15 protein-coding genes and 1 pseudogene are annotated in these 13305 nt (G+C 70.1%); 9 read left to right on the top strand and 7 right to left on the bottom strand.

Annotated elements, in window-relative coordinates:
* Nucleotides 1–71: 71 nt before the first annotated feature.
* From AC3B6A_RS12920 to AC3B6A_RS12905, 4 genes and pseudogenes are all read right to left on the bottom strand, one after another.
* Nucleotides 72–518 carry a hypothetical protein gene (locus AC3B6A_RS12920; RefSeq protein ID WP_488403243.1) on the bottom strand — a complete coding sequence of 149 codons (447 nt, stop codon included), beginning with the start codon at nt 516–518 and terminating at the stop codon, nt 72–74.
* Between the two features lie 105 nt (nt 519–623).
* Nucleotides 624–1016: a hypothetical protein gene (locus AC3B6A_RS12915; protein ID WP_488403241.1), complete on the bottom strand. Its 393-nt coding sequence runs from the start codon at nt 1014–1016 to the stop codon at nt 624–626.
* Nucleotides 1017–1269: 253 nt separating this feature from the next.
* Nucleotides 1270–1602, bottom strand: coding sequence for a CZB domain-containing protein (locus AC3B6A_RS12910; protein WP_488403585.1), 333 nt, complete (start codon nt 1600–1602; stop codon nt 1270–1272).
* Between the two features lie 96 nt (nt 1603–1698).
* Nucleotides 1699–2364: pseudogene (locus AC3B6A_RS12905) on the bottom strand (methyl-accepting chemotaxis protein); the annotation flags it as partial.
* A gap of 421 nt (nt 2365–2785) precedes the next feature.
* Here AC3B6A_RS12905 and AC3B6A_RS12900 point away from each other — a divergent pair.
* The 8 genes from AC3B6A_RS12900 to AC3B6A_RS12865 all read left to right on the top strand — a co-directional run bounded on the left by AC3B6A_RS12900 (nt 2786) and on the right by AC3B6A_RS12865 (nt 9243).
* Nucleotides 2786–3145 carry a c-type cytochrome gene (locus AC3B6A_RS12900; RefSeq protein WP_488403239.1) on the top strand — a complete coding sequence of 120 codons (360 nt, stop codon included), beginning with the start codon at nt 2786–2788 and terminating at the stop codon, nt 3143–3145.
* Between the two features lie 16 nt (nt 3146–3161).
* Entirely contained in the window at nt 3162–4556 is a 1395-nt protein-coding gene (locus AC3B6A_RS12895; RefSeq protein WP_488403237.1) for an FAD-linked oxidoreductase, L-gulonolactone oxidase family, read from the top strand.
* An 81-nt stretch (nt 4557–4637) separates the two neighbouring features.
* The gene (locus AC3B6A_RS12890; RefSeq protein ID WP_488403583.1) at nt 4638–5846 is read left to right on the top strand and encodes a DSD1 family PLP-dependent enzyme; all 1209 of its coding nucleotides are present in this window, start codon (nt 4638–4640) and stop codon (nt 5844–5846) included.
* Nucleotides 5847–6084: 238 nt separating this feature from the next.
* Entirely contained in the window at nt 6085–7128 is a 1044-nt protein-coding gene (locus AC3B6A_RS12885; protein WP_488403235.1) for an AraC family transcriptional regulator, read from the top strand.
* Between the two features lie 130 nt (nt 7129–7258).
* Nucleotides 7259–7819 (top strand): RNA polymerase sigma factor, encoded by a 561-nt coding sequence (locus AC3B6A_RS12880; RefSeq protein WP_488403233.1) that lies wholly within the window; start codon nt 7259–7261, stop codon nt 7817–7819.
* Entirely contained in the window at nt 7812–8240 is a 429-nt protein-coding gene (locus AC3B6A_RS12875) for an anti-sigma factor family protein (RefSeq protein WP_488403231.1), read from the top strand. The genes AC3B6A_RS12880 and AC3B6A_RS12875 overlap by 8 nt, the downstream gene beginning before the upstream one ends.
* Nucleotides 8237–8683, top strand: a complete 447-nt coding sequence (locus AC3B6A_RS12870) for a periplasmic heavy metal sensor (protein ID WP_488403229.1) — start codon at nt 8237–8239, stop codon at nt 8681–8683. The genes AC3B6A_RS12875 and AC3B6A_RS12870 overlap by 4 nt, the downstream gene beginning before the upstream one ends.
* Nucleotides 8684–8769: 86 nt before the next feature.
* Nucleotides 8770–9243, top strand: coding sequence for a hypothetical protein (locus AC3B6A_RS12865; RefSeq protein ID WP_488403228.1), 474 nt, complete (start codon nt 8770–8772; stop codon nt 9241–9243).
* A 60-nt stretch (nt 9244–9303) separates the two neighbouring features.
* Here AC3B6A_RS12865 and AC3B6A_RS12860 read toward each other — a convergent pair whose 3' ends face one another.
* The 3 genes from AC3B6A_RS12860 to AC3B6A_RS12850 are packed head-to-tail and all read right to left on the bottom strand — an operon-like array spanning nt 9304 to nt 12154.
* Nucleotides 9304–10560 carry a flavin monoamine oxidase family protein gene (locus AC3B6A_RS12860; protein ID WP_488403226.1) on the bottom strand — a complete coding sequence of 419 codons (1257 nt, stop codon included), beginning with the start codon at nt 10558–10560 and terminating at the stop codon, nt 9304–9306.
* 42 nt (nt 10561–10602) lie between these two features.
* On the bottom strand, nt 10603–11361 hold the full coding sequence (locus AC3B6A_RS12855; protein ID WP_488403224.1) for an SDR family NAD(P)-dependent oxidoreductase: 759 nt from the start codon (nt 11359–11361) through the stop codon (nt 10603–10605).
* A 13-nt stretch (nt 11362–11374) separates the two neighbouring features.
* On the bottom strand, nt 11375–12154 hold the full coding sequence (locus tag AC3B6A_RS12850) for an SDR family NAD(P)-dependent oxidoreductase (RefSeq protein WP_488403223.1): 780 nt from the start codon (nt 12152–12154) through the stop codon (nt 11375–11377).
* A gap of 200 nt (nt 12155–12354) precedes the next feature.
* Here AC3B6A_RS12850 and AC3B6A_RS12845 point away from each other — a divergent pair, with 200 nt between their 5' ends.
* Complete coding sequence (locus AC3B6A_RS12845; protein WP_488403221.1) at nt 12355–13260, top strand: LysR family transcriptional regulator; 906 nt, start codon at nt 12355–12357, stop codon at nt 13258–13260.
* Nucleotides 13261–13305 lie beyond the last annotated feature (45 nt).

Raw genomic sequence — 13305 nt, 5'->3', positions numbered from 1 at the left:
CTCCCGCAGGCGGCTGGGATGCCCCGGCGCGGCCCAGCGGCGCTTCCCGCCGCCGGGCCCGCTCCAGGCGGTTACTGGGCCGGCTGCTGCATGGGCATGCCCTGCTGACCCATCATGCCCTTCTGCCCCATCATCCCCGGCCGGCCCATCATGCCGGCCTGCTGGTCCATCATCTGCATCATCATTTCCATCATCTTCGAGTCCATCATCCTCATGTGCTGGCCCATGCCCCCGCCGGGGCAGCCGCCCTGCATCATGCCCAGGCCGTCCTTCATCGCCAGCATGCCGTCGTGCATGGCGGCCTGGCGTTCCTCGGGCGTCTTGGCGGCGGCGATGCGGTCGTGGATGGCCTGCATCTTCTTCATCTGCTCGGTCATGGCCTGCTCCTGCTGGGCCGGCGTGGGCGCGCTCGCGGCGTTCGCCGGAGCCTGGTCGGGGTGGTGTTCATCGACGGCCACGGCGAGCAGCGGGCTGCCGATCAACAGGGCGGCGACAAGCGTTTTAACGGTCGTGTGCATGGCGAATCTCCGGGTGTGCAAATGGTGGAATGAAGCGGGGCCGCGCCCGGTCATGCAGGCGCAGCGAGACGGTGCGACCGGAAGCCCGGGCGCACGGAAGGCGGGTCAATCGTTGAAGCGGACGAAACTCAGGCGTGCCGGCGGCCGTGGCGGCGCGGGCAGGTGCAGGGCGCGCGCGCTGAAGCGCGGCGGGATGGAGCCGGGCAGGAGGAACAGCGGAAGGAGCAGCAGCAAGGCCCAGGACACCGGGTCGAGCGCAACCTGCCCCGGAGCGGCGTTCAGCGTCGACGCGCTGTCCTCGCAGAATTGCAGGCAGCCGCTGGCATGCAGCTGGTGCGCTCGCTCATGGGAAGCGAGCGACGCCTGCGCGTGACTGGCCGTGGAGTCATGCGCCGGATAGGAAAGGCAGCCCTGGCTCGCGGCGATCCCGAACGCCAGCACCCACAGCGCCAGCGCCGTGCGTAGCAACCTGCGTTGATGGATGCGGAACCAGGACATCTGCTCAGTCCGTCGAGGAAGTGAACTCAACACTAGCGCCGGCGACCCGGCGGCGTTTGACCCACATCAAGTAAAGCCACCGGCCTGGGGACAGTCCAGCGAGCGGGCCTGGAGGTTCGCGGGCGCCCCGCTCGAGCACCGGCCGCCATCCGCTCTCGGCCAGATGAACGAGGCGATCCTGGCGTTCGTCGGGCGGCCCGAGAGGCCAGCTCCGTGCGCTGAACCGACGCGCCCGAGCGCCGGGGCCGCCGCGTCAGCGCCCGATCTCGCCCATCCGGTGCCTGAGCAGCACCTTGACGATGCCCATGACGGTGATGTTCGCCTCCTCCATGCTCGCCACGTGCCGCAGCGTCTGCTTGAGGTCCCCGGCCGCATGGGCGTCGATCGCCGACTGGCCGCTGCTGTGCACCAGCTTGTGCGGCACCTCCAGGCGGCGCAGCTCGGTGCTGCGCATCTCGCTGTTACCCATTTCCTCGTAGTACCACTGGCCGAACTGGCACTCGGTCTCATCGGGCAGGACCACCGGCGTCGCCCCGGGGTTGAGCAGTTGCTCGTAGACGCCGACCTTCAGGGTGAGCTCCTGCATGTTGGCCAGCTCGACCCTCGACAGCAGGTGCGAGCGGTCGATCTCCTGCTGCATGGTCTGCGCCTGGTCGTACATGCCGGTCATGGTCCGCGCCGCGTGCTCGATGACCTCGCTGAGCACCCGCGAGGCCTCGCTCTGTCCGCAGATGGTCTGCTTGGCCGTGGCCACCGACTGCTGGATGGCGGAGGTCTCGGCGACGATTTCCTCGGTCGCCTGGGCGGTCTTGGCGGCGAGGTTCCTGACCTCGGCGGCGACCACCGCGAAGCCCCGTCCGGACTCCCCGGCCCGGGCCGCCTCGATGGCGGCGTTGAGCGCCAGCAGGTTGGTCTGCCGGGCCACGTCGCGGATCAGGTCGACGATGCGGTCGATCTCCGCCGCGCGCCCGACCAGATGGTCGATGACCGCCTGCAACGCAGCCACGCCCTCCTCGACGACCTCGGACTGGCGCTGCAGGCTGGTGATGCGCTCGCGGCTTTCCACGGCCGCCTCGGCGACCTGCTCGGCGCGGCGGTGGTTGAGGTTCAGCTGATGGTTCAGGGTGGTGAAGGACTCGCTGACCAGCGACAGCGAATTGCCGCAGGTGAGCAGGCTGTCGGCCAGGCCCCGGTAGAAATCGCGCTGGTCGCCGGCTTCGCGCAGTTCGGCCTGCTGCGCACGCTTCTGCGCGGCGAGGGCCTCGACGATGGCGGAGGTGTCGGCCCGCGGGAGCTCCCGGGGCGGTTCGGATGGAGCGGTGGTGGGCTTACGCCAGAAGAGGCTCATTCGGGGTGCCTTGCAAAGGGTCGAGCGGGCGGGCGGAGCGTGGGCCGCCGGGTTGCGGAGGGCCGCCCCGGTGCAGGGCAGGCAATCTCTTCGGGTATGCCGGTGCAAGCGATATGCCATCTCCGGAACGCCCGGATTGCGCGGCTCCGGGGTTGAAGAGGTCAAAGTGTCCCGAGTCAAACCGACTGCATTTGTTGTCGATTTGACTCCATATCAGGTGAAGTCCACCCAGTCTCTCCCGCCTCGGCTGGCCTGATAAGCCCCCTTGTTGGCCGCCAATGCCCTCGGGCCCGGGCCGCGCCTGACTTAGTGTTTCCCCTGTGCCCATCACAACAGGAATCCGTGTCCGCACGACGGCACGGCACAGGAGAGGAGCGCCATGGGGAAACCTCGGATATCGCTGCTGCCAGGGGACGGCCGGATGCCCCAGCGACGGTGGCCCGCCGCCCTGCTGGTCCTCGGCGGCCTGCTCGGCGGCTGTGGCGAGGAGCCGCCGCCCGCCGCGCCGCGCACCGCCGCCGCACTGGCGCCTGCCGACCCGGAGCTGGCGCAGATCTACGACAGCAGCTGCAAGCTCTGCCACACCAACCCCGCCTCCGGGGCGCCGCTGGCCGGCGATGCCCAGGCCTGGAGCCCGCGCATCGCCCAGGGCACGGACAGCCTGCTGGACCACAGCATCAACGGCTACAACGGCATGCCGCCGATGGGCATGTGCATGCAGTGCTCGGAGGAACAGTTCCTCGCGCTGATCGCCTTCATGTCCGGCCAACCACTCGAATAAGCCCCGGGGAAACCAGATGGCCATACAGCTCACCAGACGGCAGCTGCTGCAGCAGGCCGGCGTCGCCGGCGCGTTCGCGGCGCTTTCCAGCAACCCGGCGCTGGCCCAGCTGGCCCGCGCCCCGCGCCTGATTCCCTGGCGCAACTGGTCCGGCGCGCAGAGCTGCCAGCCGCAGGCGCGGCTGGCACCGAAGAACCTCGACGAACTGGTCCAGGCCATCCGCCAGGCCGAAGGCAAGGTCCGCCCGGTGGGCTCGGCGCACTCCTTCAGCGCCCTGGTGCCCACCGACGGCACCCTGCTCTCCCTCGCCTACTTCAGCGGCCTGCTCGGCCACGACGCCGCGACGCTGCAGGCCGAGTTCGGCGCCGGCACGCCCATGTCGCGCATGGGCCCGGCGCTGAAGGAGATCGGCCAGGCGCTGCCCAACATGGCCGATATCGACTACCAGACCCTGGCCGGGGCGATCTCCACCTCGACCCACGGCACCGGCGTCGGCTTCGGCTCCTACTCCTCCCAGGTCGCGGGCCTGCAACTGGTGACCGCCAGCGGCGAGGTGCTGGACTGCGACCGCCAGCGCAACCCCGAGGTATTCGACGCCGCGCGGGTCTCCCTCGGCGCCCTCGGCGTGTTCACCCGCGTGCGCCTGCAGAACCGCCCGGCCTACCGCCTGCGCGAGCGGCAATGGGTCGCCCGGACCGAGGAACTGCTCGAAGACATCGAGAAGAACACCCGCGAGAACCAGCACTGGGAGATGCAGGTGGTGACGCACTCGGACTACGCCCTGTCCGTCGCCCTCAACGAAACCAGCGAACCGAACACCGCCCCGCGGGACCCGGCCGAGGAAGGCGGCAACGGCTTCGTCGGCTTCATCGAGCAGCTCGACAAGTACGGCAGCGACTTCCCCGCCGCCCGCCGCGCGCTGCTCAACGGCATGCGCCATGTGGCCAGCTTCGACGACCGGATCGCCGACTCCTACGAGGTCTACGCCAACGTGCGCAACGTGCGCTTCAACGAGATGGAATACTCGGTCCCCGCCGAACACGGCCCGGCCTGCCTGCGCGAAATCCTCAAGCTGATCGACGGCAAGAACCTGCGCACCTGGTTCCCCATCGAGTACCGCTACGTGAAGGCGGACGACATTCCCCTGAGCATGTTCGAGGGGCGCGACAGCTGCGCGATTTCCGTGCACCAGTACTACGCCATGGACCATCACAACTTCTTCGCCGCCATCGAGCCGATCTTCTGGAAATACGCCGGCCGCCCGCACTGGGGCAAGGTGCACAGCCTCAACGCGCGCACCCTGCAGCCGCTCTATCCGCGCTGGAAGGAGTTCACCGAGCTGCGCCGGGAGCTGGACCCGCAAGGCAGGTTCCTCAATGCCCATCTGTCATCGATCCTCGGCGTGGCCTGAGGGAGGGAAGCCATGAATCGTCGCAAGTTCATCGTCGGAACCGCCGGGGTCGGCGCGCTGCTGGTCGGCGCCGGTGCCTGGCTGCGGCCGACCGACCACGGCGCGCCGTACAACGAATATTTCGCTCGGCTGAACCGCGAGCTCAAGGCCCACGGGCCGATGCGCCCGGTGCTGCTGATCGACCTCGACCGCCTGGACCACAACATCGACGTGGTGGCGCAGTCGGTGCGCCGCGGCGGCAAGCAACTGCGCCTGGTGGAGAAGTCGCTGCCCTCGCCGCAGCTGCTCGACTACATCGCCCGCCGCGCCGGCACCCGGCGGATGATGTCGTTCCACCAGCCGTTCCTCAATCACGATGCCGAGCGCTTCCCCGACTCCGACCTGCTGCTCGGCAAGCCGCTGCCGGTGCGCTCGGCGCAGCTGTTCTACGCCAGCCACCGGGGCCGCTTCGACCCGGCCACCCAGCTGCAATGGCTGCTCGACACCCCTGAGCGCCTGCAGGAATACCTGCAACTGGCCCGGGGCCTGGGCACCCGGATGCGCGTCAACATCGAGCTGGATGTCGGGCTGCACCGCGGCGGCGTGCAGGATGACGCGGCGCTGGGGCGGATGCTCGGCCTGATCGCGGCCAACCCGCAGCACCTGGAGTTCGCCGGCTTCATGGGCTACGACCCCTTCGTCGGCATGGGCGTGCCCGGCATCCTCGGCTCGCCGGAGGAACTCTTCGCCAAGGTCATGGCGCGCTACACCGGCTTCGTCGACTACGCGCGCCAGCAACATGCCGCGCTCTGGCGTCCGGGCCTGACGCTGAACACCGCCGGCAGCCCGAGCTACCGCATGCACGAGCGCGAACAGCTGAGCAGCGAGGTCTCGGTGGGCACGGCGATGCTCAAGCCCACGCACTACGACCTGCCCTCCCTGGTCGAGCACCAGCCGGCGGTCTACATCGCCAGTCCGGTGCTGAAGAGCACCGGCGCGGTGGAGCTGCCGGCGCTGGACGGCAAGTCGGCGCTGTTCTCCTGGTGGGACCAGAACCTGCGCGAAACCTTCTTCATCTATGGCGGCAACTGGATGGCCGAGCTGGAATCGCCCGCCGGGTTGCAGCAGAACGACCTCTATGGCCGCAGCTCCAACCAGGAGATCGTCAACGGCTCCAGCGCCGTCGGCCTGGGCGTGGAGGACCAGGTGTTCCTGCGGCCGACCCAGACCGAATCGGTGCTGCTGCAGTTCGGCGACCTGCTGGCGGTGCGCGAGGGGCGGATCGTCGAGAGCTGGCCGGTGTACGGCTGAGCGTTAGCGTCCAGCGCTTTCCTTGGCAAACCTCAGGCTCCGGCCTGAGGTTTTTTGCTTTCAGGCCGGCCGGCACGAGGCATCGCCCAGCCTATCGGGGAACATTCGCGGGCTGAAACTCCCGGTTACATCTACCCTTGGGCTGTCCGCGAACGCGCTATGATGCCCCCGCCGCCGATGCCCGGCGGCCCCGGTGAATAACAAGAAACCAAGGCGCCCCGCTCGGGAGCAGCTGTCCATGCCCATGAAAACCATCGATCCCCCCTTCGAACTGGCCCTGGCTTCGCCCTTCCTGCTGCAGACCCTCGCCGACGTCGCCGGCGACAAGGGCGTCAGCGTCGAGCGCCTGTGCCAGGGGCTGGGCTTCACCCCGGCAGAATTGCAGGACCCGGCCCAGCGCGTGTCCTCCCGGCAGGCGGTGGGCATGATCCGCCGCGCGCTCGCGGCGCTGCCCGAGCGTGGGCTCGGCCTCTGGGTCGGGCACCGCAACGTGCTCGGCACCCTCGGCCTGCTCGGCCATGTGCTGTCGCTGTGCCGGACCCTGCGCGACGCCATCGAGGTCGGCATGCGCTTCCAGCACACCGCCGGCAGCGTGGCGGTGTGCAGCCTGCACGAAGGCGCCGGGGAGAGCTTCGTCGAGGTGGAATGCCGGCTGCCCTACCCCGACGTCCAGGTGTTCGCCGTGGAAGAGTTCTTCGCCAGCCTGATGGTCTACAACCGCGCGCTGATCGGCAGCGAATTCCAGCCGCTGCGCTTCGAGTTCACCCACGCCGCGCCGGCCTACGCGGACGAATACCGGCGCCTGCTGGGGCCGAACCTGCAATTCGGCTGCCTGCACAACCGCCTGGTGCTCGCCAGCCACTGGCTGGACACCCCGCTGCCCGGCCACCAGCCCGTCGCCCTGCGCCAGGCGCTCAACCTGCTGGAGCTGGAACACGCCCAGGTGCAGCAGAAGGTGGACCTGCTGCAGACGGTGGAGCGCGCCATCGCCCGCGACCTGCCGCAGGGCAGCCATATCGAGAAGGTCGCCGGCGACCTCAACATGAGCAGCCGCACCCTGCGCCGGCGCCTGGGCGAGCACGCGGTGACCTTCGACGCCCTGCTGGAGCGGGTGCGCCAGGCGCGGGCGATGAGCCTGCTGGGCAACCCGGAAATGCCCATCGAGCGGATCGCCGAGGAGCTCGGCTACAGCGACGTGCGCGGCTTCCGACGGGCCTTCAAGCGCTGGACCGGGCTCAGCCCCTCCGCCTGCCGCGACGGGGGCATGGCCCCGGCCCGCTGACCCGCCCGGAAGACATTGCCGCCGTAAAGATTCCGCCCTGCGGCAAAAAAACAGGGAACATTCCGCGCGCCGCCACGTTATATCTCCACGGCACTTTCAGCGGGGGTGGCAGGACCTTGGCAAGCGGTCAATGAACGACAGCGAAGACGATCTGATCCGGCGCGCGGCGCTGGGCAACCGCCCGGCCTTCGCCGAGCTGGTGCGCGGCCACCAGACGCGGGTCTTCCACTTCATCCGGCGCCTGCTCGGCGGCGCCGACGAGGCCGCCGACCTCACCCAGGAAACCTTCATCCGCGCCTACCAGGCGCTGCCCAGGTGGCGGCCCGAGGCGCGTTTCCAGACCTGGCTGCTGCAGATCGCCCGCAACGCCGCCCTGGACCGGCTGCGCTGGCGCTCCCGGCAGGCCGAGGAGCCGCTGGACGAACATGCCGACCTGCCCGACGCCGCGCCGTCGCCGCTGCAGCAACTGGAGAGCAGCCGCCGGCTGATGCTGCTGGAGCGGTTGCTGGCCGGGCTGCCCCGTGAGCAGCGGGAAATCCTCCTGCTGCGCGAAGTGGAGGGGCTGTCCTACGACGAGCTGGCCGCCACGTTGGGCATCAACGCCGGCACCGTCAAGTCGCGCCTGGCCAGGGCCCGCGAGGCGCTGCTGTATGCTTACCGCCAGGCCAATGGAGGCAACATCGATGACTGAGCACCTGGACATGCAGACCCTGTCCGCCTATCTCGATGACGCGCTCGCGCCCGCCGAGCAGGCCCGCGCCGCCGGTCACCTGACCGGCTGCGAACGCTGCCGCGCGACCCTGGCCGAGCTGCGCATGCTGAGCCGTGGCCTGCAGGCCCTGCCCTGCGCAGCGCTGCCGGCCGAACTGCAGGCGAAGCTGGAAAGCCGCTTCGCCCCACCGCCCGCGGCCGGCTTGTGGCGCCGCCGCTGGAAGCCGATCGCCAGCGCCGCCGCCTCGATCCTGCTCGGCCTGCTGATCGGCAGCGCCCTGCAGGCGCCGCCGCGCGCCCTGCCCGGCGCCTATCCCCTGCTCGCGGCGCTGGGCGGCACCCCGCCCGGCTCGCTCTGCGTGCATCCGCAATCCTGCTACCTGAAGGCCGACCCCAAGTGACCCCGACGACCCTGCGCAATGCCCTGATCCTGTCCCTGCTGGTCAACGTCGGCGTGCTGGCCGCGGTGGCCTGGCAGCGGTTGCAGCCCGAGCCGGCCCCGTTCGACCTGGTGCGCCACCTGCAACTCGATGCCGACCAGGCGCGGCACTGGAGCGACGCCGAAGCGCCGTTCCTGGCCTACCTGCGCACCGCCAACGCCGCCATCGGCGAACACCGCAACCGGCTGATCGAGGCGATCTTCGCCGAACCCGCGGACCGCCCGACCATCGCCGCCGAGCAGGCGAAGATCGCCGAACTGCAGGGCGAGCAGCAGCGCCTGCTGATCGACCAGCTGCTGCGCGAGCGCGACATCCTCGCACCGCAGCAGCGGGCGAAACTGGCGCGTTTGCTGATGCAGCAGCCGGTCAGCGCCGACAGCATCGAGCACCTGCACGGCCAGTAAGCCGGCCGATGGAACAAATTCCGCACGCGCGACGTTCCAGCATGACGGGCCGCCATCCGGCGGCGCCGACCGACAGGAGCCATACCGTGTTCAGAACATCCGCAGCACTCGCCATCACCCTCCTCCTTGGCCTGCCGGCCTATGCCGGCGCCACCACCAGCGGCCACGACCACGGCCATGCCGAAGGCGCGCAGAAGCTGCAGCTCGACAAGGGCCAGCGCTGGGCCACCGACGCGCCGTTGCGCAAGGCGATGGGGACGATCAACGAGAGCCTGCGCGGCGCGCTGCCGGCGATCCACGAGGGCCGGATGGACGACGCGCACTATGCCCGGCTGGCCGAGGGAATCCGCACCCAGGTCGCCTACATGGTCGAGAACTGCAAGCTCAATCCCGAAGCCGACGCCCAGCTGCATTTGGTCATCGCCCGGCTGCTGGCCGGCGCCGACGCGATGACCGGCGCCGCGGCCGGACGCCGCGATGGCGCGGTGAATACGCTGGGCGCGCTGGGGGACTACGCGCGGTATTTCGCCGACGACGACTTCGTCCCGATCGTGCATTGAGGGAAGCGGCGGCGCCGCTTCAGCCCGCGACCGCCCCGTGGCGGTCGCGGGCCGCACCGGTCAGCGAGTCGCCTCCACCGCGCAGGCCCAGGCGTGCAGGGCATCGCGCGCGGCCAGGGCGATTTCCTCGTCGCTGCGCCCGCCGAACTGACGCTCCACCGCATCCGCGGCGATCAGCCCGGCCACCGTCGGCGTGCCGACCGCATCGGTCAGGTCCAGCCATTCGATCCAGCTCGCCGGCGTGTCGTACCAGCGCAGGTAGCCGCTCGGCGAACGCGGCCACCAGCGCCGCTCGAACTGCAGCACGACCTTTTCCAGCGTCCCCATGCCCAGGCGGGCCAGCGCGTCCTGCTGCGGCTGCGGCAACGCGGGGAGGAACGCCAGGGTCTTGAGCACGGCCAGCGGCACGCTGCAGATGCAGAAGTCGCCGCGCTCGTCGTTGACGCGGACTTCGCCGCCGCGCCAGTCGATCCGCTCGACCGGCTGCCCCAGGCGGATGTCGAGCCCGGCCGCGAGGTGCTCGATCACCTGGCGGTAGCCGCCGGGCAGGAAGTGGTCGTCGTTGCCGACGCCTTCCTCGTCGAGGGCGTCCACCGACAGCTCGGCGAGCGGCAGGCAGGCCTCGGCGATCAGGTGGCCGTCGATGGCATACCGCGTCGCCCGCGCCTCGGCCGGTGCCAGCCCGGCCAGGTAGCGCTCCACGCCCTCGGCCAGCGGCAGGCGCCGGTCGATCCCCTGGCGCAGCGCCTCCCAGGCGGCATCGATGCCGTCGACCGGGCCGTCGCTGGCGGCGGCCAGCGGCTGGTTGAAGTCGGTCGCCACCAGCCGCACCCCGAGGCGTTCCGCCTCGCGGGCCAGGGCGTTGTCGGCGAACTGCTGCAGCCAGGCGGCGCCAACGTCCACGGTCACCGGGCCCAGCTGCACGCTGTGGGTGCGGCCGCCGATGCGCTCCCTGGCTTCGAGCACCACGCAGTCGATGCCCTGCGCGCGCAGGTAGCGGGCGGCGCTCAGGCCCGCGCAGCCGGCGCCGATCACGATGACCCGCCTGGCGCCGCTGCTGACCGCCAGCTTCGCCGCGCGGACGCCGTCGTCCCAGGCGCCGTGCGCCATGGCCGGCGCGACGGGGTTGCAGGCCTCGCCGGCGATGACCAGGCGTCCGCCCAGGCACTCGCCCAGCGCCGCCCGGTGTTCCGGCCCGCCGCCGGGCAGCAGGGTGCTGTAGGCGCCCCGGCAATAGCGGTCGTGGCTCCAGTGGGTGACGTGCCAGGCGGTGGGACGCTGCACGGGTGATTCCTTCTTTTGCTGCTGATCGCTCATGGACGAAGACTTCCTTGTGGTGTGAATTATGGAGCCGGAACCTCAGTTGCCCGCCGACACGCCGCGGTCGATCGCCAGGTCCGCCCCGGTGATCGAGCGCGCGGCGGGCTGGCAGAGGAAGTGCACCAGTTCGGCGACTTCGGAGGGCTGGATGAACGCCGCCCGCTCGCCCTGCGGGTACTTGGCGAGCAGCTCGCGGTAGTAGCCCTGGGGATCGCCGGCGCCGTAACGCTCGGCCTGGAAGCGCAGCATCGGCGTATCGATGTCGCCCGGCGACACCGTGTTGCAGCGCACGCCGAAGGGCGCCAGGTCCAGCGCCAGGGTCTTGCTCAGCAGGGTCACGCCGCCCTTGCTCGCGCAGTAGGCGGCGGCGTTGCGGTTGCCCTGGCGGCCGGCGTCGCTGGAGATGTTGACGATCGCCCCTTCGCTGACCTTGAGGTGCGGAATCGCCGCCGAGCACATGAAGAAGGTGCCCTTCAGGTTGACGTCCAGCACGAGGTCGAAGTCCTCTTCGCTGCACGCCTCCACCGGCCCCTCGCGCCATACCCCGGCGGCGTTGACCAGCGCATCGAGGCGCCCGGCCGCCTGCATCGCCTCGGCCACGACCCGCCGGCACTCGCCGGGCCGGCGCACGTCGCCGGCGCTGTAGCCCGCCAGCTGCGCCGAGTCCGCCAGGCGCCGTAGCGCCTCGCCGTCCAGGTCGGTCGCGAAGACCCGCCAGCCCGACGCGCCGAAGCGCTGCACCAACGCCTGTCCCACCCCGCCACAGGCGCCGGTGATCAGAACCACTGGATTGTTCATCGATCTCTTTCCTTCAAGGCGCCTTGTTTTCGATCAGGCAGTTGCCGCCATCGACGACCAGCAACTCGCCGGTCACGTAGCTCGCTTCCGGCGAGGCCAGGAAGGCCACCGCGGCGGCCACTTCCTCGGGGCGTCCGGCCCGGCCGACCGGGGTATAGCGGGCGGCGATGCGCTCCTCCTCGGTGGAGGAACCGGTGGCGATCCAGCCGGGGGCCACGCTGTTCACGGTGATGCCGTCGCGGGCGACTTCCAGCGCCAGCGCCATGTTCATCCCCACCATCCCGGCCTTGGCCGCGCTGTAGGCCGCCTCGCCGGGGTTGCTGCCGCGGGTGCCGGTGGTGGAGCTGATCTGCACCACCCGCCCGTAGCCGCGGGCGCGCATGCCCGGCAGCACGCCGCGGGTGAGCAGGAACGCCGTGGTCAGGTTCCTCGACAGCCCCAGGTTCCACGCCGCCAGGTCGGTATCGACCACCTCGGCGAAGGGCTCCGGGCTGCCCTGCATGGCCATGCCGGCGTTGTTGACCAGGATGTCGATCCGCCCCCAGAGCGATTCGGCCCACGTCACCAGGGCGCGCACCTGCGCCTCGTCGGTGAGGTCCGCGACCTGCCCTTCGACCTCGAAACCCTCGGCGCGCAGTTCCGCCACGCGGCCGAACAGACGCGGGCTGCTGGCGGTGACGATCAGCTTCACCCCGTGCCGGCCGATCCGCCGCGCGATCGCCATCCCGATCCCCTGTTCACTGCCGGCGCCGCTGATCAGCGCGACCTGGTCCTGCCACTGTGCATTGGGCATTTCAGCCTCCTTTCGTTCCAGTCGTTCATGCCAATACCGTTGCCGGCCAAATTAGGCTCGCGCGGAAAATCGGAAAAGACGATTATCATCAGCCGTCCTGACAATCAGCCGGGCCATTACCGGGATTTCAGCGCTTTCGGCACACAACCAGCCCGATTCTGCTGAATCAGCGAAGACAATCATCAGGATTCCTGAAAGCAATGGCATTCTCCAGCGACTCCCTTGCGATCTTCCTCGCCGTGCTGGATGGCGGCTCCTTCTCCGCCGCTGCGCGCAAGCTCGGCCGCGTGCCGTCCGCGGTCAGCATGGCGATCGCCCAGCTGGAAGCCGAGCTGGACCTCAGCCTGTTCGACCGCAGCACCCGCAAGGCCCTGCCCACCGCCGCCGCGCTGGCCCTGGAACCGCAGGCCCGGCAGGTGATCTGCCAGCTGAACCTGCTGGACGCCCAGGCGCTGCAGTTGCACAAGGGCCTCGAACAGCGGCTGAGCATCGCCATCGCCCCGGAACTGCAGACCGGCCGCTGGAGCCAGCCGCTGGCGACACTGGCCGAGGAATTTCCCGGCCTGGAGATCGAGGTCCGTTCGGCCTCGCAGGCCGAGGCGGTGCGCATGCTCCATGAGGGTACGGTGCAACTGGCGCTGGTATTCGAGCGCCCCGGCATCGACGAGCGCGAGTCCTTCCTCGAAGCGGGCAGCCAGTTGCTGGTGGCGGTCGCCTCGCCCCGGCACCCCGTCGCCCGGCAGAGCGACCTGCCGCTGGGCGAGGAACTGCTCGCCGAGCAACGGCAGATCATCGTCGCCTCGGGCAAGCCCACCGGCTCCGACCCGCGCATGGTGCTGTCGCGGCGGATCTGGCTGACCGACAGCTACCTGGCGACCCTGGAATTCATCCAGTCCGGCCTCGGCTGGGCCTACCTGCCGCAACCGCTGGTGCAGCCCCTGATCGCCTCGGGCGCGGTCACCGAAGTGCGCTTCGACAACATGGCCAGCCGGCTACGGCTCTGGGTCGACGTCATCTGGATGAAGTCCCGCCCGCTGGGCCTGGGCGCCCGGCGCTACCTGGAGGTCATGCGCCAGGTGTTCGAGGACGAGCCGCCGAGGTCCTGAGGCCGCCGGAGGGTTTTCACCCGGCCGGCACGTTGCGCGCCGGCC

It is taken from the genome of Pseudomonas sp. B12(2026), assembly GCF_057767015.1.
Note: the sequence above shows the minus strand (reverse complement) of the source record. Positions and strands in the feature narration are given on the sequence as shown.